Raw genomic sequence first — 20,661 nt, 5'->3', positions numbered from 1 at the left:
GCGGAGATTCCCCATGCCCACCTGGTTCTATCCTGTCCTCGAAGGCGTGATCGCCTTCTTCCTGGTTGCCGGCGGCCTGTTTGCCTTCATCGGCTCTCTGGGACTGACGCACCTGAAGGACTTCTACATGCGCCTGCACGGCCCCAGCAAGACCACCACGCTGGGGGTCGGCTGCGTGCTGATGGCGTCGATGATCTATTTCCGCGCCACCACCGGCCACTTCAGCTTCCAGGAAATGCTGGTGTCCATCTTCCTGTTCATCACCGCCCCCGTGACTGCTCATCTGCTGTCCAAGGCGGCGCTGCACCAGAAGCTGGTGGCGGACAAGCGCACACGCAACGTGCCGGAGCGACTTGAAGTCGCCGAGGAGCCGGACGAGGTCAACGCCGAGGCCAGCGAATCCCGCCTGCCGTGATCGGGTCTCGGGTCTCGGGTCTCGGGTCTCGGGTCTCGGGTCTCGCCAGACAGGCTATCACCCTCCTGGCTCTGAGCCACGAGCGCTGATTCGCAGGAGCAGATTCACGAACAACAGACAAGCAACATGAAAACGCCCCACCAGTGATGACTGGTGGGGCGTTTTCATTTCTCAGGCTATGGAAGTCTGACGGGCCTGCTGGTTACCAGCCCTGAGTATGCTGGCGACACAGCGCCTCGAGCAGATCGATATGATCACTGCGATCATTGAGCGCCGGAATGTAGCGGAAGTCGCCACCACCGGATTCGGTGAAGTAGCCGCGGTTCTCTTCCTCCAGCTCTTCCAGCGTCTCGAGACAGTCAGCCGCGAAGGCCGGCGAGATGACATCGACGCTTTCCAGCCCTTCACCGCCCCACGCCTTGAGCGTTTCATCGGTGTACGGTTTGAGCCACTCGGCCTTGCCGAAACGTGACTGATAGGTCATCGCCCATTCATCGTCACCAAGCCCCAGCGCCTCGGCCAGCAACTGGCTGGTTCGCTCGCATTGCGTCGGGTAGGGGTCACCTGCGGTGGCATAGCGCTTGGGAATGCCGTGATAGCTCATCAGCAGGCGCTTGCCCCGCCGGCCTTCCTTCTCCCAGTGCTCACGCACGCTGGTGGCCAGCGCCGCGATGTAATCCGGATGATCGTGATAGTCGCGCACGAAACGCAGCTCCGGCAGATGCGGGCACGGCTTGAGCGCACGCGCCAGGCGATCGAAGACCGCGGCGGTGGTCGTGCGCGAGAACTGCGGATAGAGCGGCAGGATCAGCATGCGGTCGGCACCGCGGCTGGCGAGCTTGCGCCCCACCTCTTCCATGGTCGGCTTGCCGTAGGTCATCGCCAGCTCGACGGGAATATCCTCGCCCAGTGACTCGGCCAGGCGTGCTTCCAGCGCGGCGCGCTGACGCTTGCCGATCGCCATCAATGGTGAGCCGTCTTCCGTCCACACCGAGGCGTAGGCCTCGGCCACCTTCTTGGGACGCGTCGTCAACACCAGGCCATGCAGAATCGGCAGCCAGAGCAGACGCGGCAGGTCGATCACGCGCACATCACCGAGAAACTCCGCGAGGTAACGGCGCACCGCCTTGGGGGTCGGGGCATCGGGGGTGCCGAGATTGACCAGCATGACGCCAAAACGCGGGGTACTCATGGATGATGGACTCCTGACTAAGGGCAAGAAGAGAGATAAAGCGGCAGCGTATCCACTTTCACCGACAACGCAGCAAACTTCACCGACAGCGCAGCCATATTACCAGCTCGCCCTGTGCGTGAGGGATGAAGTTATACTATCATCACGATTTGTATAGCTTTAAGACAATTATTGTCACAACCCCTCCGGAGGCCTCGTGCCCGATCCCATCCCCGCTATTCTGCGTCTGGCGACGCGTCATGACTTTGCGCGGCCACTGGTGCTGATTCTCGGCGACCAGCTCAGCCATGAGCTGGCAAGCCTCAAGCAGGCGCCAGCCGACAGCGTGATCGCCTTCTGCGAGGTCGAGGAGGAAGGCCGCTACGTACCGCACCACCCGCACAAGATCGCGATGATGCTGGCCGCGATGCGCCATCACGCCCAGGAACTCAGGGAATGTGGCTGGCAGGTACATGAAAGCCGACTGGAGGCCCCGGATAACCTCCAGCGTCTAACCAGCGAGGCAGAGCGTCTGGCCGCCCTGTATCAGTGTGATGGCGTGCTGGTGACCCGCCCCGGTGAGTGGCGTCTGCTGGACGACTTCATGGCGCGACGCGAAGCCGGCAGCGTGCGCTGGGAAGTCCTCGAGGACACGCGCTTCTTCACCACGCCGGCAGCATTCGCCGACTGGGCCGAGGGCCGCAAGCAACTGCGCATGGAATACTTCTATCGCGAACAACGCCGTGACACCGACCTGCTGATGGAAGGCAACGAACCCGCCGGCGGCGAGTTCAATCACGACCACGACAACCGCGAACCGATTCCAGACGACTTCCATGCCCCGCCACCACCGGTGCATGCCCATCACGAAGATGCGACCACTCGCGAGGTGCTGGCGCTGGTCGCGGCGCGCTTCGGGGAACAGGCCAGTGACAAGGATCGCCACTTCGGCAGCCTCGAGAACTTCAATTGGGCCGTCACCCGCGCCCAGGCCCGCTCTGACCTCACGCATTTTCTCGATCACTGCCTGGCAGACTTCGGCCGCTATCAGGATGCCATCGAGGACAGCGACCCCTTCCTGTTCCATTCACGTCTGTCCGCCGCGCTCAATATCGGACTCTTGAGCCCGCAGGAGGTCTGCAACGCCGTGGACGCTGCCTGGCGGCGCGGCGATGTACCGATCAACTCGGCGGAAGGATTCATTCGTCAGATACTCGGCTGGCGTGAATATGTGCGCGGCATCTACTGGACACGCATGCCCGGCTACAAGCGCGAGAACCGGCTGGAAGCCAGCCGCAACCTGCCGGAATTCTTCTGGACGGGGGATAGCGGCATGCGCTGTCTGGATCAGGCCATCGCCAGCACCCGCGAGCATGCCTACGCCCACCATATTCGCCGCCTGATGGTCACGGGCAACTTCGCGCTGCTGTGCGGCGTGAAGCCCGAGGCGCTATGCGACTGGTATCTGGCAGTCTATGTGGACGCCTGTGAGTGGGTCGAGCTGCCCAATACGCTGGGCATGGTGCTGCATGCCGATGGTGGCCTGATGGGCTCCAAGCCTTACTGTGCCTCGGGCAAGTACATCGACCGCATGTCCAATCACTGCGACAGGTGCCAGTACTCGCCGAAGAAGGTCACCGGCACGCATGCCTGCCCGTTCAACAGCCTCTACTGGCACTTCATCGAGCGCCATCGCGAGGCATTGTCACGCAATCCGCGTATGTCACTGGTCTACGGCAGCTGGCGACGCATGAAGGACGACAAGCGCGAAGCCCTGCTGCAACAGGCCGACGCCTTTCTGGCTCGCCTCGACAGCGCAGTGGACTATGGCAGTGATGCCCATCGCGCCGGTTACTACGCAGCGCCCTCCAGTCTCACGACCGACAAGGAATCCCCATGAGTCGCATCTGGCAAGCCAGCGCACCGGTCACGCTCTATCACGATGGCAAGTGTCCCCTGTGCCAGCGCGAGGTCGCCTGGCTGGCCAGGCATCCCGGGCGGGAGCGGGTCAGAACGGTGGATATCCGTGCACCAGATTTCTCGCCTCAGGCGCTGGGCTTGAGCTTCGAGACGATGATGGGCCGCCTGCATGTGCAGGACGCACGCGGGGAGTGGTATGTCGGCATGGATGCCAGCCGAGCACTCTATGCGGTACTCGGCTATCGGCGCCTGGTGCGTCTGTCGCTGCTGCCGGGCCTGCGCCCGCTGATGGACTTGAGTTACCGCTTCTTCGCCCGCCATCGCGAGCGCATTGGCCGCTGGGTGCCTCAAAAGCACACCTGAGCCAGGAGGCGCGGGCTCAGAAGCTCAGCGGGATACGCGAGCTCAAGGGTTGATGGTACTGCGGCGGGCGTCCGATCATCTCGTCATTGGCAACCTGCGAGACCAGCCACGCCCGTGACATCCCGCCCCGCTTGAGCTCGCTGTAGACATCCTCCAGCGAGCGGAACAGCATCGGCTTGCCGCGCTTCATCAGCAGCTCACTGCGCTCCTCCCCTTCCTCGCCGGCGGCTTCCAGCACCAGCTGAACCTGATAGAAACGACTGGCGGCATGACTGATCACGCGCGCCTCCAACGCCGGATATTCGGCCATCAGTGACTGTAGATTACTGGTAAAGATGGCGGACGGCGTAAAGATGCTGGTGGTTCTGGACATGTAAGGACTCCTGCGCATCCAGGGGGCTGCGCATGGCAAGGCCGCAAGACGACGACGTGGTACAAGGATAGCCCGTGAAAACAGGTGCTGAGCGAATCAGATGCCACAGCAGCCCGACAGACGCTTCAGGGAAAACTTCAAGACTTCACGCCAGACTGATGGCCAGCGATGACAGTCATGGGGCAGGCGGATGACGATTGAGTGACTCGCAGGCAGAGATCAATGCACCGGCGATGCACACGCCTCGATGACCCGCCCGGAGTCCCGCGCCTTGGCCTCGCTCTTGAGCTCGCTCCAGCGCGCGGAGATCCGGGTCGTCTCGCACCCGGCAAGACCATGCAGCGCCACCAGTGACAGTCGCGTCAGCGGGAAGAAGCGCGTGGTACCGAAGCGGTCGTGCCCCTGAAAGCCCCCCGCTGCCAGCACATCGGCCGGATACAGGCTGGCGACCGCATGCTGAAATGCCGACTGCAGGCCGGCCAGGCGTTGCTCGAGCGCTGTCAGGCGCAGTGCCCGGTGAGATTCGGTCATGCACAGCGTCATCACGAAATCATCGCCGCCGACATGGCCGAGAAAGTCCCCCTCCTGCAGCGCATCGCGCAATACCGTCGCCAGTGCCAGCAACATGCGGTCACCCTGCGCGTGGCCGAAGCGGTCATTGAAGGGCTTGAAGTTGTCGAGATCCAGATAGATCGCCGCCCACTCGGCACTGCGCGCACCGCTGTCCACACCCGCCCCTCACCTATTCCCGCAGCCTCGCCAGCCACGCACTCGAGCAACTGACGCTCGATCGGCCCGTTGCCCGGCAGGCGCGTCAGTGGGTTGGCCTCCTCGGCGCTGGCCACCTGCAGCTCCGTGATGATGCGCAGCAGATCCAGGGTGCGCCCCAACCCCTGATAACGCCCGCCTCGCGTGATGATGAAGTCCTCATCGCGATCGCTGCCTTCGCGGCCGGTCACCTTGGCCGAGACGCGCTCCAGCATCTCATCCGCCTCGACGCGCAGTGGGCTGGTCTGCATGACCTCGTGGATCAAGCGACGCGCATGCAGTTCCGGCCCGAAGCGCTGGCTCAGCAGCCCCAGCAGGCGATGGCGAATGATCAGACCCACTGGACGTTGCTGCTCGTCCACCACGGCCAGTGACATCACCTCCTGCTCGGCATGTAGACGCTGGGCGACCTCATTGACGGTGACATCCTGCTGCACAGGCGCCACGGCGCGCGCCAGACTGCCGATGCTGCGGCCAGGCGGCGGGCGGTGATGCAGCCTGCGACTCAGTCGGCGCAGATGCCGGTCGAGCGCGGCGCGCTGGCCGCGTGGGTCGGCCTCGGCCGGCGCGAACAACCAGCCTTGCAGGTAGTCGGCCCCCAGCTGTCGCACGCACTCCATTTCCGCCTCATGCTCGACGCCCTCGGCGATCACCTGACTGCCACTGCCGTGGGCGATATCGATGATCGAGCGCACGAAGCGCCGCTTGAGCGGGTCGGCATGGATGCCACTGATGAAGTGACGGTCGATCTTGACGAAATCCGGCTGCACCGACGACCACAGCTTGAGGCTGGCATAGCCCTCCCCGAGATCATCGAGCGCAATGGCGAAGCCCATCGATTGGTAATGGCTGACGGCTTCCCGCATCAGCGCCGAATCCAGCCCCGGCGTCTGCTCGGTCAACTCGATCACCACCTGATGCGGACGCAGGCCGAAGCGCCGCAGCAGGCGTCTCGTCAGGCCGGACGAGTGAGCGCCATCCAGCAGCACATCGGGAGACACGTTGATGAACAGCCGCTCCGTCAAACCCAGCGTCGACCACTGCTCGAGCGCACGTTCGCGACACAGGCTGTCGAGTTCCACCAGTCGGCCGTGTTCGCGCGCCACCGAAAACATTGCCAGCGGTGAGGCCAGTGGCCCTGCCGCACTTCCGCGCGCCAACGCCTCATAGGCGAAGACCTCTCGGCCATTGGACGACACGATGGGCTGGAAATGCATGCTCACCTGGCGCAGACGCAGCAACGTCTCCAGTGCATGACAGGATTCGACGGCTGGCTGGCCATGAGCGGCTTGCAGGGGCGGGGATGGGAGCATGTCAGAATCTGAACATGCTGATATGACAGAGGGGTGACAAAGGTGCCGCGCGGCGCATGAGACGCCTCATCCGGCAGAAGGGATGCCAGACGCCAGAACGACTCACTCGAGGTGTCGACTATCTCGATGTACCGACTATCTCGATCAAAACAGGATCACGCCATGCCGGCCTGGCAGCCGGCATGGCGTGATTCTCATGCGCCAGAGCGACGCTTACAGCGAGTTGGGGTCGATGGCCTTGCCGAGGGAGTTGCGGTCGATCCACTTGCCCGCCTTGGTCTCCTTGTAACGGAAGACGACCATGTCGCCAGCCACTACCGGCACTTCGCTGTCTTCGGTCTGGTAGCTGTAGCTCTCACCCTCCACGACCAGCGTGAAGCGGTAGAGGTCCGGCATGCCCAGCCATTCCTTGAAGGGCCCTTCACGCTCCAGGCTCTCCAGCGTACCGCGGCCCTGCAGCTTGGGGGTACGTGCGCGTCCGCGCCCAAATCCACCTGCCATGCTATCTCCTCCCCGTCAGTGCGGGTCTTGCGAGGCAACGGCGATGCCGCCGCCCGGGTACATGATTGACGCGCGTACGCATCACGTTATTCAGCGAAGGCCTGGCCATAACTGTCGGGTGCCAGGTCCTCGAAACGGGTGTACTTGCCGATGAAGGCCATGTGAACGGTACCGATGGGGCCGTTACGCTGCTTGCCGATGATCAGCTCGGCCAGCCCCTTGTTGTCGGGATTGTCCTTGTTGTAAACCTCATCACGGTAGACGAAGGCGATGACATCGGCATCCTGCTCGATGGCGCCGGATTCACGCAGATCCGACATCACCGGGCGCTTGTTGGGGCGCTGCTCAAGCGAGCGGTTCAGCTGTGAGAGCGCCACCACCGGGCAGTCGAATTCCTTGGCCAGGCCCTTCAGCGAGCGCGAGATCTCGGAGATCTCGGCGGTACGGTTCTCGGAAAGCCCCGGCACCTGCATCAGCTGAAGGTAATCGATCATGATCAGACCGATACCGCCGTGCTCACGCGCCATGCGTCGACAGCGCGAGCGCATCTCGTTGGGCGATAGCGCTGCGGTGTCATCGACGAACAGCTGCTTGTCCTTGAGCAGGTTGACCGCCGAGGTCAGACGCGGCCAATCCTCGTCTTCCAGCTGACCGGTACGCACCTTGGTCTGATCGATGCGGCCCAACGAGGAGATCATGCGCAACATCAGCGATTCGGCGGGCATCTCCATCGAAAACACGGCGACCGGCTTGTCGCCGGAGACCACGGCATGTTCGACCAGATTCATGGCGAAGGTGGTCTTGCCCATAGAGGGACGCCCGGCAATGATCACCAGATCCGACGGCTGCAGACCGGAGGTCATGTCATCGAGATCACGGAAACCCGTCGACAGGCCCGTCATCTGGCCCTTGAGGTTGAACAGCTCATCGATGCGGTCCACCGCGCCGGTCAGCAGCTGGCTCATGCCCTTGGGGCCGCCGCTCTTGGGCCGCGACTCGCTGATCTGGAACACCAGGCGCTCGGCCTCGTTGACCAGCTCATCGGCATCACGGCCCTGCGGACTGAAGGAGCTCTCGGCGATCTGGTTGGCCGCCTGGATGAGCTTGCGCAGCGTGGCGCGCTCGCGAACGATGTCGGCATAGGCCTTGATGTTGCTGGCCGAAGGCGTATTGCGCGCGAGCTCGGCGAGGGTCGCCAGCCCGCCGACCGACTCGAGTTGATCACGACTTTCCAGCAGCTCGGACAGCGTCACCACATCCAACGGGCGGCTGCCGCCGACCAGCTGAGACATGGCGTTGTAGATGAGACGATGCTCATAGCGATAGAAGTCGTCGGCCACCAGACGCTCGGAAACCGTATCCCAGGCGCTGTTGTCCAGCATCAAGCCGCCAAGCACCGATTGCTCGGCTTCCAGCGAATTGGGCGGCACCTTGAGCGCTGCCGTCTCGCGATCCTGATCCTGAATCTCGCTCATGCCTGACTGACTCCTGCTGATGACTGACATGCCCGCGGGGGCTTCTAGTTTCACGCATTGACGCAAGCCTGCCAACCGCCGCGCCCACGCCGAAGCCTCTTCCTGACGAGGGCAGGCATTCTACCGGATTTTGTGCGTCATCGCCTCGCCGACGACAAGGCAAATGCCATGCCGATGACAAATCGTGCCCATGAAAAAACCGCCTTCGCATCAAGGATGCAAAGGCGGCTTGGGTACCGCAGCAGTCGCTACACCGGATCACCGGCCAGCCACTGCAAATCAGCGATTACTCGCCGACCACGACCACACGGACAGTGGCAGTCACTTCAGCGTGCAGCTGCAGCACGATGTCGTATTCGCCAGTGTTGCGCAGCGGGCCTTCCGGCATGCGGACTTCGCTCTTGGCGACGTCGATGCCAGACTGGGCGATAGCTTCGGCCAGATCGCGCGGACCGATGGAACCGAACAGCTTGCCTTCATCGCCAGCCTTGGCGACCAGGGACAGTTCGATTTCGTTCAGCTGAGCGGCACGCGCTTCAGCTTCGGCCTTGCGCTCTGCAACCTGTGCTTCCAGCTCAGCGCGCTGAGCTTCGAAAGCTGCCTGGTTTTCAGCAGTGGCCGGAACTGCCAGGCCGTACGGCAGCAGGTAGTTGCGACCGAAGCCAGCCTTGACGGAAACCTGGTCACCCAGGTTACCCAGCTTGCCAATCTTGTCGAGCAGAATGACTTGCATCTCGTAAACCTCTTATCGATGACTGCCGGCGAGACGTGCGCGAAAATCCGCAAAGACGTCCACAAGCGCCAACAGCAGCAAAATCAGAATCGTGGGCCAGGTGGCCAGCATCATGAAATAGACGCCGACGAGCCATAACCCGCTCATCCCCTTTAACCCGATGTAACCATGTACCAGGGCAATGCCCGCCACCAGCAGCGGTATCCAGATCAGCAGGAGCACTGCAGGCACATTGAGCAGTACGCCAATGATCCCGCAGGCTGCCAGTATCAGGATTTCGGGCAAACTCAGCCGAAAGGCATGGAATTCGCGGCGAAACCCACCCGGATTGTAGAGCCCGGACTGCCAACTACGCGCCAGGGCCAGACAGCCCGTGGCGGCCAGCAGGACTACCAACCCGGTAATACCACCGATGACCAGCCCTGCGAGCTGTTCAGTCGGTACACCTTGAGCGGCAAAGTCGTTCAAGCGTGCGTCGAGCTCAGGGGCATTCTCGCGAATGCTCTCAAGCAGTGGACCGGCTCCGCCTGGTGGCAGGAATATCCCGGACTGCACCATCAGTGCCGCCGTCAGGCTGGCGCCTATCAGCGCCTCACCCCATCGCACGCGAGCGCGCAACAGGGTTGCCATCAGGGTGACCAGCAATACGGTTGCCAGAGGCACCGGATCGCCTTGTACCCACCACCAACCAGCCGGAACGGCAGCGGCGATGACTACGGGTGCGGCAGGCGCAAGGCCACGCCGAAGCGTGACCAGCGCACTGATGGCGGCACTGAACCAGAAGAACCAGGGCACGATTCCCGTCAGCAATGCAATCGCGATGCATTGCAGGGGGCCGCGCATGGCCCAGCGTGCCAGTGCCAGCATCATGGTGTCGCCTTACTGGTGGCTGTCGCTGTACGGCAGCAGAGCCAGGTAGCGAGCACGCTTGATGGCAGTCGCCAGCTGACGCTGGTAGCGTGCCTTGGTGCCAGTGATACGGCTCGGGACGATCTTGCCGGTCTCGGTGATGTAAGACTTCAGGACTTCGATGTCCTTGTAGTCGATCTGCTTCACGCCTTCAGCGGTGAAGCGGCAGAACTTGCGACGACGGAAAAAACGTGCCATTGCAATGACCTCCTGGGGGTGCGGTATCAGTTAGCGTCTTGAGCTTCGGATTCGTCACGCTTGTCTTCGCGACGCGGACGCTTCTCTTCAGCCGGCTTCATCATCGGAGACGGCTCGATGGCCGCTTCCTTTGAACGCACAACCAGGTTACGGATGACGGCGTCGTTGAAACGGAAGATGGTTTCGAGTTCTTCAACCACCTCACCGGTAGTTTCGACGTTCATCAGCACGTAGTGGGCCTTGTGGATCTTGTTGATCGGGTAGGCCAGGTGACGGCGACCCCAATCTTCCAGACGATGCACAGTACCGCCGGCTTCGGTCACGATGGAGGTGTAACGCTCGATCATGGCCGGAACCTGTTCGCTCTGGTCCGGGTGGACCATGAACACGATCTCGTAGTGACGCATGGCTTGGCTCCTTTCGGTTTGACAGCCCCCACAGCGCGTCTCGGGCCGGGAAGCAAGGAGTGGAGTGATTACTACGGTTGTGCCATTCAGACCCGAAGGCCACGAAAGACGCGCGCGGGCGAGGACAGGTGCCCCCATGCCGCGCATTCACTGCAGACTGCACTTCACAGAACCGCAGTATTGTAGAGAGGAGTCAAGGGCTTGGCAAGCGGCCCGTAAAAGACAGCCAGCCCCGTTCCGCCGGCCGCCTTTCTCTTGCCTCTCTTGCCTCTGCCCTGCCTGCCTATCCCCTGCCGACAATTGCCTCAGCCGCGGCGCTGACGCACGGCCTCGAACAGGCAGATGCCCGCGGCAACCGAGACATTGAGGCTGGAGACGCTGCCCGCCATCGGCAACTTGATCAGGCTGTCGCAGTGCTCGCGGGTCAGACGGCGCATGCCCTTGCCCTCGGCACCCATCACGATGGCGACCGGGCCGGTGAAGTCGGCTTCGAAGGCCATGGATTCGGCTTCCCCCGCCGTACCCAGCACCCAGACACCGGCTTCCTTCATGGCGTCCAGCGTGCGGGACAGATTGGTGACCTGATAGACCGGCACCACTTCCGCAGCCCCACAGGCCACCTTGCGCACGGTCGCGTTCAGGGAAGCCGACTTGTCCTTGGGCACGATGACGCCATGGGCGCCCGCGGCATCGGCGCTGCGCAGGCAGGCACCGAGGTTGTGCGGATCCGTGACGGAGTCCAGCACCAGAAACAGCGGAGCTTCTTCGTGGGACCAACCATCAAGACGCAGCTTGAGGCCGGTCTCGTTCTCGGTGGCCAGTGGCGCGCACAGCGCGACCAGCCCCTGATGGGCACCACCGCCGACGGCCAGTGCATCCAGCTCCTCGCGCCCCTTGAGGGTGACGCGCGAGCCGGCGGCACGCGCCTGCTCGATGATCTCGCTCAGGCGCAGCTCGGCCTCGCCCGCCTGCACCCATAGCTCGCTGGGTGCACGATCTCGTGCCAGCAAGGCTTCCACGGCGTGCACGCCATAGACGGCTTCCAGCCCACCGGGAATCTTCGGCGCGGCGGCGCGAGCACCCCCCTTGCGCGCCCCGCCACGCTCATGACGCTGAGCGCCGCTGCGCTCGCCTCGGGAATGCTCACTTCTGGCGTGGCTAGCACGCTCGCCGGCGGGCTTGCCGCGGCCGGGCTTGCGCCCCTTGTCCTGACTCATTGTGCCTTCCTGACTGATGACCCGACGGGCCCTGTCACATTGACGGAAACTGAGCTGCCGCCGACGCGACAGCCTTGAAATCGTGCAGTCTGACGACTGCCCAACGCATCAGCCCCGACCGGAGCCGGGGCTGATGCAATTGCAATGACGCGCGAGGAGCCGAGCCGAGATCAGCTACGGCCGTTACCGCGACGCCCGCGCGAGCGCGAACCCCGCTTGCGCGACGGATCGTCCTTGCCTGCGGCACCCATCGGTGCCACCGGCGCGAACGGACTGTCGGCTGCTTCCGGGCCACTCGGCACGGCCGGACGCGCTGCCGCCGGCGCTTCAGGCGCAGACTCACGCTCATTGCCAGCAGACGGCTTGCGCTCTCCACGGCCTGAGCGGTCATTGCGCTCACCGCGCGGTTTGCGCGGCGGACGCTCACCTGCCGGTTTTTCGGCCGCCGCCGCGCTGCCATTGCCCTCCTGGCTGACTTCTTCAGTCAGGGACTTGAGACGCTCGCGTTCACGCTTGCCGGGGCGTCCCTTGGAAGAGGACTCCTTGCCGGTAGGTGAGCTGCTCTTGGCCGCAGATGACTTGTCACCCTCTCGCTCGCTGCTGCGCGACTTGCGCGGCTTGCGCTTGGGACGCGGCGTCGGGTCGCTGAGCATGAAGTCGATCTTGCGCTCATCCATGTCGACACGGGCCACCTGGACGGTGACGCCATCGCCGAGACCATAGCTGACGCCGGCACGCTCACCCTTGAGGCGGTGCTTCTCGGCCTCGTAGTGATAGTAGTCGGACGGCAGCGAGGAGATGTGCAGCAGGCCCTCGACGTAGTAGGCATCCAGACGCACGAACAGGCCGAACTGGGTGACCGCCGCGACGGTGCCTTCCAGCACTTCGCCGACCTTGTCCTTCATGAACTCGCACTTGAGCCAGTCGTTGACGTCACGCGTCGCCTCATCGGCGCGGCGCTCGGTCATCGAGCAGTGCTCACCCAGCTCGAGCATCTGCTCGAAGGTGTACGGGCACCACTTGGTCGGGCGCTCGGTCACGGCGTCTTCAGCGCGCAGCACGGTGTCGGTCTTGCGCGGGCCACGGATGACGGAGCGAATCGCACGGTGCACCAGCAGATCCGGATAACGACGGATCGGCGAGGTGAAGTGCGCATAGGCATCGTAGGCCAGACCGAAGTGACCTTCGTTCTGCGGCGAGTAGACCGCCTGGGTCATGCTGCGCAGCATCACGGTCTGGATGATGTCGAGGTCCGGACGCTCGGCGATCGAGGCACGCAGTGCCTGGAAGTCCTTGGGTGCCGGCTCGTCACCACCTTCCAGCGTCAGACCCAGCTCGCCCAGGAAGGCACGCAGGTTGTTCAGACGCTCCGGTGCCGGCTGCTTGTGGACACGATAGAGGGCCGGGAGATCGTGCTCATCCAGGAAGCGTGCCGTGGCGACGTTGGCCGCCAGCATGCACTCCTCGATCAGCTTGTGCGCATCGTTGCGGGTACGCGGCACGATCTGCTCGATCTTGCGCTCATCGTTGAACAGGATCTGCGTCTCGGTGGTCTCGAAGTCGATGGCACCACGCTTGTCACGCGCCTTGCGCAGCACACCGTACAGCGCATGCAGGTTGTGCAGCGACGGCAGCAGCTCATTGTACTGCTGGCACAGTGCCTGACCTTCCTCACTTTCCGGGTCGGTCAGCATGGTGCCGACCTTCTCGTAGGTCAGGCGTGCATGCGAGCGAATCACGGCTTCGAAGAAGCGGTAGTCGAGCATCTCGCCACTGCCGGCGGAGATGGTCAGCTCACAGACCAGTGTCAGACGATCGACATGCGGGTTGAGCGAGCACAGACCGTTGGAGAGCAGTTCCGGCAGCATCGGCACGACCTGCCCCGGGAAATACACCGAGTTGCCGCGCACGTAGGCTTCCTGATCCAGCGGACTGCCGCCACGCACATAGTGGGAGACATCGGCGATGGCGACCAGCAGCTTCCAGTTGCCGCTGTCGTCCTGCCAGGCACAGACGGCGTCATCGAAGTCCTTTGCGTCTTCGCCATCGATGGTGACCAGCGGTGTCTCGCGCAGGTCGATGCGACCCTTCTTGTCTTCTTCCAGCACCTCGGCGGAGATGGTCGAGATCTGGTCTTCGACTTCCAGCGGGAATTCACTGGGGATATCGTGGGAGCGGATCGCGATATCGATTTCCATGCCCGGGTCCATGCGCTCACCGAGCACCTCGACCACTTCACCCACCGGCTGAACGCGTGTAGCGGGCTGCTGAGTGATGCGCACGGACACCACCTGGCCGTCCTTGGCTCCATTGGCCACGCGGTTGGGGATGATGACTTCCTGCGCGATGCGCGAGTTCTCGGGAATCAGCACACCGAAGTCCGGCTCGGACTGACGATAGATGCCGACCAGGGTCTGGGTGTTGCGCGCCAATACCTCGACGATGGTGATCTCGTCACGGCCACGACGGTCACGGCCGCTGACGCGCGCCAGCACCTGATCGCCATGGAAGACGCGACGCATCTGGCGCGGCGGCACGGCGAGGTCCGGCTTGACGCCATCTTCGCGCGCCAAGAAGCCGAAGCCGTCACGGTGACCGACGATGCGGCCACGGATCAGGTCCAGCTTGTCGATCAGGGCATAGGCGCCGCGACGATTGCGCAGCACCTGACCGTCACGCTCCATGGCATTGAGACGACGACGCACAGCTTCCTGCTGCTCCTCGTCCTCGAAACCGAGCATGCGGCTCATGTTCTCGTGGGTAATGGGCTTGCCATACTCTTCCAGCTTGTCGAGCAAGAACTCTCGGCTGGGGATGGGCTTGTCGTACTTATGGGCTTCGCGTTCCGCGTGCGGGTCGTCGCTGAGCGTCCATTGGGTCATTAATCAGGATTCCTTGACGATGAATTCGAGACGGGCAGCGATCGCGGCACGGAATGACAGGTTGTCTCTCATCCGCGCATTATAGCCTCTACCCTTGGGCCGACCCAACCATTCCCCGCCACTCATCACGGCGGAGGGGCCATTCAGTGCTCTCAATGGCGCCCCGAGGCCTGACTCTCAAGTCTGAAAGCTCGCCAATCGATGAGCTTCATCTGTCTGTCCTCTCTCTGCCCTCTGTCTATCCTCATGAAGCGAGAGAGGCTTTCTGCGGCTAGATCAGCAGGCATGAAAGAAAAAGCTTGCATTCCCTCAGTACATCCGTATTATTCGGCACCACTTGCCCAGATGGCGGAATTGGTAGACGCGCTAGCTTCAGGTGCTAGTGTCCGTATGGACGTGGAGGTTCAAGTCCTCTTCTGGGCACCAATTTCAGGTTTCATGTTGGCGTGACACACGTTAAGATGAATACCAGAAAACGGGTAAAGCATTTAAGTTTCAATAACTTGACTGCTGATCCGGGTCTGCGGACCGAAACGAGTTCTGATGTCTGCCCAGGTGGCGGAATTGGTAGACGCGCTAGCTTCAGGTGCTAGTGTCCTTATGGACGTGGAGGTTCAAGTCCTCTCCTGGGCACCACGGACGTCAGACTCACAACGAACGACCCCTGTATCGCGCTTCGCCCAGATGGCGGAATTGGTAGACGCGCTAGCTTCAGGTGCTAGTATCCGTAAGGATGTGGAGGTTCAAGTCCTCTTCTGGGCACCACGATGCGCACTCGAACAGGGAACATGGCATCCACTACCAAGGATCTCATGCTCGTTCAGCTGCAAGACTCAGCTCTTGAGGCTTCAGCACACAACTTGATGCCCAGATGGCGGAATTGGTAGACGCGCTAGCTTCAGGTGCTAGTGTCCTTATGGACGTGGAGGTTCAAGTCCTCTTCTGGGCACCATCAAGTTGATATCCGATGCATCTTCGCAGCGCCTGCTGCTCACATCGCGATACTCCCCCTCGCAATACCCTGATTGCCTCACCCTCTTGTTTTGCCCAGCCCCACAGCGCCCTGCGTTGTCTTTCGCATGCCCCGACGATAATACCGCCCTCCTCATGCGCAACTTGTCCACACCCGTTGCCATGCCTGGCGCTGTGGATAACTCTTTTCAGCCGCCCTCTTCTCGTCAGACCTGGTTCTGTCGGACCTTGGCTTGGCGCTGATAGGCTCCTATGTCACCTGCCTCTCCCTGTGCGCTCAATAACGTGATGGCGTACGACTGAAACTGTCCACCTGCCAGCCATCGCGCACGACTTGCGCCTCGAGGCGCTGCTCGACGTCATCGGGAAGCTCATGGAAGAAGTCCAGCCCTGTCAGAGACTCGATGCGGTCGATGCTGACCAGAAAGCGATCCAGCGGCTCATCTCCCCTCACCTGCTGCGGAAGGAGAAATGCCAGCGCACGCGGTGCCTGCCGGCCCGAACCGGGCGAGATGATGATCTTGTAGAAGGCATCGGGAATCTCGATCAGATTGGGCAGCCGCTCGATACTGCCGCTGAAGACCGGTCCTGCCGTGATCCATAGCGCGCCTTCACGCGGCAGGATGCTGTCCATGATGGCGGCTTCCAGCCGTTGCCAGAGCTTGCGATTGAGTGCCGGTGTCTGTGGCGAGATATTCGTCATGCGGAAGGTCTGATGCTGCGCCTTGACGCCGTAGATCTTGCCGATGGCGTAGTTGGGCGCCAGATGCCCACGGTCATAGCCACTGTTGCGATAGCTATCCGGCGTGACGGGCCACAGTGAGCGCCAGTCGCGCTCGAACTCGTCAGGACGCTCCCCCAGCCGCGACCCCTGGGTATTCTCGAGTCGCCATGTCACCCATAACGGGTTGGCACGCAGATCAGACCAGCCCACCAGATAGGCGTCGCTGCGCAAGCCGCGCGCCAGCGTCTTCCAATCCAGTGCACGCGCCTGCGGCACGCCCTGCCAGACGTAGAACTGCTGGTAGTCGCGCTCCTGCCACCACCAGAGCCCACCTCCCACCAAAGCAAACACCACGCTGACCCCGAAGCCTCGCCACAGCTTGCGGCCGGCCGAGCGAATATCATCCATCACATCCAGCATCCCGCCATTTCCTTCTTGTCGTTGCAGTTACCTCGGCAAGGCATGCATTCATCATTTCGCCATGGCTCGCGGGCCACAGCGATGTCATTCACGCTACTGCGTGGCTTCCATCATGCCAGAGTTATGCCAGCGAGGCTGACGGTTGCCCCAACTCAAGCCACAATAAGCAGGTAGCACCCGCTTGATGCACCATCGGCAAGCAGAGACCTCCTGACAAGTCTGCCCGAACACTGATGGCGCAGAACCTGACCACACGTTCAGCATCTGGCATGCCACCTGCATCCATGAATGTCAGCAAGCGGCCAGCAATGCCACACAGAGTGCCCCTCAAGGCACCGGTGGCACCCGCGACACTGCAACGATTGACATGCAAGCGCCTCCTGACAGGCGAGCCGTGACCGCAGCACATCCCGACGGTTGTGCTCCATTGATGAGAAGGAATCCGACCATGGCCAATCAGAGCCGCCGTAACTTCATGCGCAACAGCCTGCTGGGGCTTGCTGCCCTGCCGCTGGGCGCCACCATGCTCTCCCCCCGCGCCCTTGCCGCCGACCTGCCGCGACTGGATACCTCCAACCCACAAGCCAAGGCGCTCAACTACGTGGAAGTCGCCAGTGAAGCCGAGGACCACCCTGCCTTCAAGCCGGGCTCGGACTGCGCCAACTGCATGTTCTACAAGCCCGAGAACGAAGGCTGCCAGCTTTTCCCAAGCCATAGCGTCGAGCCGAAGGGCTGGTGTCAGTCCTGGACCAAGCGCCCGGCCTGAGATGCTCAACCGGAACCCTCTGGCTGTGAGCACTAGAGCCCACTGAAACAAGAAAACCGCCGCGAGGGTGTCCTCACGGCGGTTTTTTCATGCCTGCCTTATGCCGATTGCGCGCCGATCAGGGCTGGCATCCCTCGACACCTACTCGACCCGCCATGAGCATCACCTGAAGCCCTGTCAGCCGGGATTGGCGTCCTCCGGCAGTGGCCACTGGTAGCGCCTTGCCACCTCATCGTTCTCCATCGACTCCAGATGGACAGGAAAGCCCCACAGCTGATGCAGATAGCGCATCACGGGGTAGACGCTGCGCGCCAGCGGGCGCCGATCATCCTGCACATGGCGCAGGGTCAGCGAGCGATCCCCGCGAATGTTGGCGGCCCACACCTGGATATTCGGCTCACGGTGGCTCAGCGCGTACTGCACGCACAGCGCCTCACGAATGCGCTTGTAACCACGACTGTCGTGAATGGCGTCAATGACGAGATGCTCATCGCTGTCATCATCGACCAGCGAGAACAGCTTGAGATCCCGGATCACCTTGGGCGACAGGAATTGCTGGATGAAGGACTCATCCTTGAAGTTGCGCATCGCGAAGTGCACCGTTTCCAGCCAGTCGCTGCCGGCGATATCCGGGAACCACTCACGATCCTCATCGTCGGGGTGCTCACAGATACGCTTGATATCGGTGAACATCGCGAAGCCCAGCGCATAGGGATTGATGCCGTTGTAATGCGGGTGATCGAAGCCGGGCTGCTGCACCACCGAGGTATGCGACTGCAGGAACTCGAGGATCACGCCCTCGCCGATCAACCCCTCATCGTAGAGCTGATTCATGATGGTGTAGTGCCAGAAACACGCCCAGCCCTCGTTCATCACCTGCGTCTGGCGCTGCGGGTAGAAGTACTGCGCCAGCTTGCGCACGATACGTACCAGCTCGCGCTGCCAGGGCTCCAGCAACGGGGCATTCTTCTCGATGAAATAGAGCAGGTTCTCCTGCGGTTCCGGCGGATAGCGGCCGCGACGATGCAGACCGAGAGGATCATTGACCTCATCGACCACCTCATCCTCTTCGCCCGCCTGGGGAATCGTGGTCCAAAGCGCATTCACCTGGGCCTGCAGATAGGCCTCACGCTCCTGCTGACGCTGGACCTCCTCTTCCGGCGAGATGGCCGATGGACGCTTGTAGCGATCCACGCCATAGTTCTGCAGAGCATGGCAGGCATCGAGCAGCTGCTCGACGGCGTCCACGCCATGACGCTCCTCGCACTCGGATACGTATTTCCGCGCGAAGACGAGGTAGTCGATGATCGCCGAGGCATCGGTCCAGGTGCGGAACAGATAATTGCCCTTGAAGAAGCTGTTGTGGCCATAGCAGGCATGTGCCATGACCAGAATCTGCATCATCAGGGTGTTCTCTTCCATCAGATAGGCGATGCACGGATCGGAGTTGATCACCAGCTCGTAGGCCAGCCCCATCTGCCCTCGCCGATACGCCTGCTCCACCGACAGGAACTGCTTGCCGAACGACCAGTGATGGTAGCCGACCGGCATGCCGATACTGGCGTAGGCATCCATCATCTGCTCGGACGTGATCACCTCGATCTGGTTGGGGTAGATATCCAGATGGTACTGCGCGGCGATGCGCGCGATCTCGCTTTCGAAATGCTCGAGCAATTCGAAGGTCCAATCCGACCCGCTGGCCGGTTGGGTATCTTCGAACCGGCTATCGATGTGCTTGCCCATTCGGTCATCAAGACCGCCATCAAGACCATGGCTCATGAGGCCTCCTGACCCGGCGCGACTGCCGGGCACGTCGAATGATGTGATCAGGCGCTGATGCGGCGCTTGAACAGCTCGCGGAATACCGGGTAGATATCGCCTGCCTCGACGATCTGCTGCATGGCAAAACGTTCCGGAAATTCCGCCTCGACCCGCTCGTACTCCTCCCACAACGCCTGATGGGCATGCGGCGTGATCTCCACATAGGCGTAGTACTGCAGGCGCGGCATCAGCTTCTTTATCATCAGTTCGCGACAGTTGGTGGAATCATCGTCCCAGTTGTCGCCATCCGAGGCTTGCGCCACATACAGATTCCACTCACCGGCCGGATAGCGCGATTCGATCACCTCATCGAGCAGCGTGAGGGCACTGGACACGATGGTGCCGCCGGTTTCGCGGGAGTAGAAGAACTCCTCCTCATCGACTTCCTTGGCAGCGGTGTGGTGACGGATGAAGACCAGCTCGACCTTCTCATAGTTGCGCTCCAGGAACAGATACAGCAACAGGAAGAAACGCTTGCCGATGTCCTTGTGCGCCTGGGTCATCGACCCCGAGACATCCATCACGCAGAACATCACCGCCTTGTTGGACGGCATCGGCTGATTGATGAGGTGGTTGTAGCGCAGATCATAGGTATCGAGGAACGGCACCGCCTTGAGGCGCGCCTCGAGCCGCTCGATTTCCGCCTTGAGCTCACTGATGCGCACCTTGTTGCGCAGCACCGGGTCCTTGCGCTCCTCCTGCTCCAGCGCTTCGACAGCCTCCTTCAGCGCCCGCTTGATCGGGGAACGCATCGCGATGCGCCGCGCCTGTGCCGAGCGCATCGAGCGAACGATGTTGATACGTGCCGGTGTGCCGTCACGCGCAATCCCCGCGCGCACCGGGCGCACCTCTTCCATGTCCGCGATCTGCTTGCGCTCCAGATGCGGCAGTTCCAGCCCGTCGAAGACGAACTCGAGAAATTCCTCACGCGACAGGGTGAAGGCGAAGTCGTCTTCCCCTTCGCCCTGATTGGAGGCCTGGCCTTCGCCACTGCCACCTCCCCCGCCGCCACCACCGGGACGGCGCATGCGGTCCCCTTCGACAAATTCCTTGTTGCCGGGATTGATCACACGCCGCTTGCCGCCCTGCCCGTGCTGGAACACCGGCTCGGAAATGTCACGCGTCGGGATGGAGACTTCCTCACCGCGCTCCATGTCGGTGATGGAGCGCCGATTGACGGCATCCTCCACCGCCCGCTTGATATGACTGCGATAGCGCCGAATGAAGCGCTGTCGATTCACTGCACTCTTGTTGCGTGCATTGCTGCGTCGATCAATGAAATAACTCATTCGCCCTCCTTGCCGGCCCCGCCC

At 62.2% G+C, this 20,661-nt stretch carries 18 protein-coding genes, 4 tRNA genes and 1 pseudogene; 8 read left to right on the top strand and 15 right to left on the bottom strand.

All coding sequences use genetic code 11. The annotated features are described in order from the left end of the window. The first annotated feature begins 13 nt into the window (after nucleotides 1–13). Nucleotides 14–415 carry a Na+/H+ antiporter subunit G gene (locus MKZ40_RS11635; protein WP_175089984.1) on the top strand — a complete coding sequence of 134 codons (402 nt, stop codon included), beginning with the start codon at nucleotides 14–16 and terminating at the stop codon, nucleotides 413–415. 202 nt (nucleotides 416–617) lie between these two features. Here the strand turns inward: MKZ40_RS11635 and hemH are convergent, their stop codons facing one another. Continuing rightward, nucleotides 618–1,607, bottom strand: coding sequence for a ferrochelatase (gene hemH / locus MKZ40_RS11630; RefSeq protein WP_054555275.1), 990 nt, complete (start codon nucleotides 1,605–1,607; stop codon nucleotides 618–620). A gap of 196 nt (nucleotides 1,608–1,803) precedes the next feature. Between hemH and MKZ40_RS11625 the strand changes: the two genes are divergently transcribed. Together MKZ40_RS11625 and MKZ40_RS11620 are read left to right on the top strand one after the other, a co-directional pair. Beyond that, on the top strand, nucleotides 1,804–3,486 hold the full coding sequence (locus MKZ40_RS11625; RefSeq protein ID WP_282627887.1) for a cryptochrome/photolyase family protein: 1,683 nt from the start codon (nucleotides 1,804–1,806) through the stop codon (nucleotides 3,484–3,486). Continuing rightward, nucleotides 3,483–3,869, top strand: coding sequence for a DUF393 domain-containing protein (locus tag MKZ40_RS11620; protein WP_054555274.1), 387 nt, complete (start codon nucleotides 3,483–3,485; stop codon nucleotides 3,867–3,869). The genes MKZ40_RS11625 and MKZ40_RS11620 overlap by 4 nt, the downstream gene beginning before the upstream one ends. A gap of 16 nt (nucleotides 3,870–3,885) precedes the next feature. Here MKZ40_RS11620 and MKZ40_RS11615 read toward each other — a convergent pair whose 3' ends face one another. The 11 genes and pseudogenes from MKZ40_RS11615 to rnr all read right to left on the bottom strand — a co-directional run bounded on the left by MKZ40_RS11615 (nucleotide 3,886) and on the right by rnr (nucleotide 14,645). Then, nucleotides 3,886–4,242 (bottom strand): DUF6482 family protein, encoded by a 357-nt coding sequence (locus MKZ40_RS11615; RefSeq protein WP_254627111.1) that lies wholly within the window; start codon nucleotides 4,240–4,242, stop codon nucleotides 3,886–3,888. A gap of 219 nt (nucleotides 4,243–4,461) precedes the next feature. Next, nucleotides 4,462–4,971, bottom strand: coding sequence for a GGDEF domain-containing protein (locus MKZ40_RS11610; protein WP_282627886.1), 510 nt, complete (start codon nucleotides 4,969–4,971; stop codon nucleotides 4,462–4,464). Between the two features lie 614 nt (nucleotides 4,972–5,585). Further along, nucleotides 5,586–6,323: pseudogene (locus tag MKZ40_RS11605) on the bottom strand (EAL domain-containing protein); the annotation flags it as partial. A gap of 213 nt (nucleotides 6,324–6,536) precedes the next feature. Beyond that, entirely contained in the window at nucleotides 6,537–6,824 is a 288-nt protein-coding gene (locus MKZ40_RS11600) for a hypothetical protein (protein ID WP_043334752.1), read from the bottom strand. A gap of 86 nt (nucleotides 6,825–6,910) precedes the next feature. Then, entirely contained in the window at nucleotides 6,911–8,299 is a 1,389-nt protein-coding gene (gene dnaB / locus MKZ40_RS11595) for a replicative DNA helicase (RefSeq protein ID WP_175089987.1), read from the bottom strand. A 286-nt stretch (nucleotides 8,300–8,585) separates the two neighbouring features. After that, nucleotides 8,586–9,032 carry a 50S ribosomal protein L9 gene (gene rplI / locus MKZ40_RS11590; RefSeq protein ID WP_175089989.1) on the bottom strand — a complete coding sequence of 149 codons (447 nt, stop codon included), beginning with the start codon at nucleotides 9,030–9,032 and terminating at the stop codon, nucleotides 8,586–8,588. 12 nt (nucleotides 9,033–9,044) lie between these two features. After that, nucleotides 9,045–9,899 carry a hypothetical protein gene (locus MKZ40_RS11585; protein ID WP_175090073.1) on the bottom strand — a complete coding sequence of 285 codons (855 nt, stop codon included), beginning with the start codon at nucleotides 9,897–9,899 and terminating at the stop codon, nucleotides 9,045–9,047. A 12-nt stretch (nucleotides 9,900–9,911) separates the two neighbouring features. Next, complete coding sequence (rpsR, locus tag MKZ40_RS11580) at nucleotides 9,912–10,139, bottom strand: 30S ribosomal protein S18 (protein WP_024952281.1); 228 nt, start codon at nucleotides 10,137–10,139, stop codon at nucleotides 9,912–9,914. Nucleotides 10,140–10,165: 26 nt separating this feature from the next. Beyond that, nucleotides 10,166–10,546 (bottom strand): 30S ribosomal protein S6, encoded by a 381-nt coding sequence (gene rpsF / locus MKZ40_RS11575; protein WP_043334756.1) that lies wholly within the window; start codon nucleotides 10,544–10,546, stop codon nucleotides 10,166–10,168. A gap of 305 nt (nucleotides 10,547–10,851) precedes the next feature. Further along, nucleotides 10,852–11,763: a 23S rRNA (guanosine(2251)-2'-O)-methyltransferase RlmB gene (gene rlmB / locus MKZ40_RS11570; RefSeq protein WP_175089991.1), complete on the bottom strand. Its 912-nt coding sequence runs from the start codon at nucleotides 11,761–11,763 to the stop codon at nucleotides 10,852–10,854. 170 nt (nucleotides 11,764–11,933) lie between these two features. Beyond that, nucleotides 11,934–14,645, bottom strand: coding sequence for a ribonuclease R (gene rnr / locus MKZ40_RS11565; protein ID WP_175089993.1), 2,712 nt, complete (start codon nucleotides 14,643–14,645; stop codon nucleotides 11,934–11,936). A gap of 339 nt (nucleotides 14,646–14,984) precedes the next feature. Here rnr and MKZ40_RS11560 point away from each other — a divergent pair. The 4 genes from MKZ40_RS11560 (at nucleotide 14,985) to MKZ40_RS11545 (ending at nucleotide 15,597) form a co-directional block, all read left to right on the top strand. Then, nucleotides 14,985–15,071: transfer RNA gene (locus tag MKZ40_RS11560), tRNA-Leu, on the top strand. Between the two features lie 123 nt (nucleotides 15,072–15,194). Continuing rightward, a tRNA-Leu gene (locus MKZ40_RS11555) sits at nucleotides 15,195–15,281 on the top strand. A gap of 42 nt (nucleotides 15,282–15,323) precedes the next feature. Beyond that, nucleotides 15,324–15,410, top strand: a tRNA-Leu gene (locus MKZ40_RS11550). A gap of 100 nt (nucleotides 15,411–15,510) precedes the next feature. After that, nucleotides 15,511–15,597, top strand: a tRNA-Leu gene (locus MKZ40_RS11545). A gap of 297 nt (nucleotides 15,598–15,894) precedes the next feature. Here the strand turns inward: MKZ40_RS11545 and MKZ40_RS11540 are convergent. Further along, nucleotides 15,895–16,761, bottom strand: a complete 867-nt coding sequence (locus MKZ40_RS11540) for a DNA/RNA non-specific endonuclease (protein WP_254627112.1) — start codon at nucleotides 16,759–16,761, stop codon at nucleotides 15,895–15,897. Nucleotides 16,762–17,209: 448 nt separating this feature from the next. Between MKZ40_RS11540 and MKZ40_RS11535 the strand changes: the two genes are divergently transcribed. After that, the gene (locus MKZ40_RS11535; RefSeq protein WP_175089995.1) at nucleotides 17,210–17,527 is read left to right on the top strand and encodes a high-potential iron-sulfur protein; all 318 of its coding nucleotides are present in this window, start codon (nucleotides 17,210–17,212) and stop codon (nucleotides 17,525–17,527) included. Between the two features lie 177 nt (nucleotides 17,528–17,704). On the opposite strand, the gene MKZ40_RS11530 is transcribed toward MKZ40_RS11535, so the two are convergent. Both MKZ40_RS11530 and MKZ40_RS11525 read right to left on the bottom strand, forming a co-directional pair. After that, a complete protein-coding gene (locus tag MKZ40_RS11530; RefSeq protein ID WP_254627129.1) occupies nucleotides 17,705–19,270 on the bottom strand; it encodes a SpoVR family protein in 1,566 nt (521 codons plus the stop codon). A gap of 83 nt (nucleotides 19,271–19,353) precedes the next feature. Beyond that, the gene (locus MKZ40_RS11525; protein ID WP_107335619.1) at nucleotides 19,354–20,637 is read right to left on the bottom strand and encodes a YeaH/YhbH family protein; all 1,284 of its coding nucleotides are present in this window, start codon (nucleotides 20,635–20,637) and stop codon (nucleotides 19,354–19,356) included. Nucleotides 20,638–20,661: the final 24 nt, after the last annotated feature.

It is taken from the genome of Cobetia sp. BMC6 (genome assembly GCF_029991385.1).
Lineage (GTDB): Bacteria > Pseudomonadota > Gammaproteobacteria > Pseudomonadales > Halomonadaceae > Cobetia.
This window is presented reverse-complemented; position numbering and strand designations above follow the sequence as displayed.

Excerpts from the sequence above, each read along its gene's own strand:
- MKZ40_RS11635 (WP_175089984.1), top strand. The coding sequence starts at position 14 with ATGCCCACCTGGTTCTATCCTGTCCTCGAAGGCGTGATCGCCTTCTTC.
- hemH (WP_054555275.1), bottom strand. The coding sequence starts at position 1,607 with ATGAGTACCCCGCGTTTTGGCGTCATGCTGGTCAATCTCGGCACCCCC.
- MKZ40_RS11620 (WP_054555274.1), top strand. The coding sequence starts at position 3,483 with ATGAGTCGCATCTGGCAAGCCAGCGCACCGGTCACGCTCTATCACGAT.
- MKZ40_RS11615 (WP_254627111.1), bottom strand. The coding sequence starts at position 4,242 with ATGTCCAGAACCACCAGCATCTTTACGCCGTCCGCCATCTTTACCAGT.
- MKZ40_RS11600 (WP_043334752.1), bottom strand. The coding sequence starts at position 6,824 with ATGGCAGGTGGATTTGGGCGCGGACGCGCACGTACCCCCAAGCTGCAG.
- dnaB (WP_175089987.1), bottom strand. The coding sequence starts at position 8,299 with ATGAGCGAGATTCAGGATCAGGATCGCGAGACGGCAGCGCTCAAGGTG.
- rplI (WP_175089989.1), bottom strand. The coding sequence starts at position 9,032 with ATGCAAGTCATTCTGCTCGACAAGATTGGCAAGCTGGGTAACCTGGGT.
- MKZ40_RS11585 (WP_175090073.1), bottom strand. The coding sequence starts at position 9,899 with ATGCTGGCACTGGCACGCTGGGCCATGCGCGGCCCCCTGCAATGCATC.
- rpsR (WP_024952281.1), bottom strand. The coding sequence starts at position 10,139 with ATGGCACGTTTTTTCCGTCGTCGCAAGTTCTGCCGCTTCACCGCTGAA.
- rpsF (WP_043334756.1), bottom strand. The coding sequence starts at position 10,546 with ATGCGTCACTACGAGATCGTGTTCATGGTCCACCCGGACCAGAGCGAA.
- rlmB (WP_175089991.1), bottom strand. The coding sequence starts at position 11,763 with ATGAGTCAGGACAAGGGGCGCAAGCCCGGCCGCGGCAAGCCCGCCGGC.
- rnr (WP_175089993.1), bottom strand. The coding sequence starts at position 14,645 with ATGACCCAATGGACGCTCAGCGACGACCCGCACGCGGAACGCGAAGCC.
- MKZ40_RS11540 (WP_254627112.1), bottom strand. The coding sequence starts at position 16,761 with ATGCTGGATGTGATGGATGATATTCGCTCGGCCGGCCGCAAGCTGTGG.
- MKZ40_RS11535 (WP_175089995.1), top strand. The coding sequence starts at position 17,210 with ATGGCCAATCAGAGCCGCCGTAACTTCATGCGCAACAGCCTGCTGGGG.
- MKZ40_RS11530 (WP_254627129.1), bottom strand. The coding sequence starts at position 19,270 with ATGGGCAAGCACATCGATAGCCGGTTCGAAGATACCCAACCGGCCAGC.
- MKZ40_RS11525 (WP_107335619.1), bottom strand. The coding sequence starts at position 20,637 with ATGAGTTATTTCATTGATCGACGCAGCAATGCACGCAACAAGAGTGCA.